The organism is Okeania sp. SIO2C9 (assembly GCF_010672455.1).
Lineage (GTDB): Bacteria > Cyanobacteriota > Cyanobacteriia > Cyanobacteriales > Microcoleaceae > Okeania.
The window spans coordinates 1-1,020 of sequence record NZ_JAAHGO010000311.1 but is presented as its reverse complement, the minus strand read 5'-3'; the positions used below and the strand labels follow the sequence as shown (position 1 = coordinate 1,020).

Annotated in this window: 1 pseudogene; it reads left to right on the top strand. The window is 43.7% G+C overall.

The features are described 5' to 3' along the window. A pseudogene (locus F6K23_RS41275) lies at positions 1–847 on the top strand (M23 family peptidase); the annotation flags it as partial. Positions 848–1,020: the final 173 nt, after the last annotated feature.

The window sequence follows — 1,020 nt, the reverse complement described above, 5'->3', positions numbered from 1 at the left end:
GGAACCCACTGGTCGCCATCCCTTTGGTGAAGCCTTCAAGGTTGCAGTTTGGGATGTAGAGGAGACAACAGGCACCGTAGATACAGCTTTATTTTTCCGAATTTGTGCTAGGAATGCCTTCGTGGATTTGGGATGCACTCCTTATTACCTTGGTCCAATTCCCTGGATGAGTTACCGAGAAGGCGTTCTCGATAAGATGTTCTTGGGAGCCGTTGATAGTAGTTCAAGTAACAGCAGTTCTCCTTCTACACCAACTGGGGTAAGTAATACTGCGTCTGAAAGCACCTTTGCACAAAAGAAAACTACTGTTACACAAACTACGAATAATTGTCAAAAATCAGCTCATGGGGTAGTGCTAGATGCCTTGAGCGAGGCACTTTCAGGGATTGCAGGTAATTATGACTCTGTAGGAAAGTGGACTTGCGATGAAGCTGGAAACTGCGGTCGGGGTTTAGGTTCCCATCAATTTATATCCTATCGAGACGATGTGCGCAAGCTCATTAGCAGCAAGCCTGGGGGCAAAGAATATCTGGCTAAGGTTGACAGGGGTGCTGGCATTAGCGGTGAGGAAATGCTTTTATATTTCCCCGCCGCAGATCAGGATGCCCTTTTCCAACAAGATTTGACGGCTTTGCTTGACCAAGCAGCCAAGCAAACGGACCCAACAACGGAGCAATTGTTTACAGGTAAGCGACTAGTTGAACGAGTGGCTCAGATGCATTTTGGAGGGTTAGCAATTCCCATTGATTCAGAGGTTAGTGATGTTTACGAAAAGCTAACTGTTAAGGGCTACGGTAAAAAAGCAACTGACTTTTATCAGGAGTCATTGACATCAATGAGTTGTTAATAAAAGGGGAATATATTAAGACAAAAAACGTCTTTATCCCTTAACAACGAAGGCAAAAAGAAGAAAAAAAAAGAAAAAATAAATCAGTGCATAAAAACATACAAGATGATAGTTTTTCCAACGTTGCTGGTTTATCAGTGGAGGGTTGGAATCGGTACCGTCACTTGCAGTGA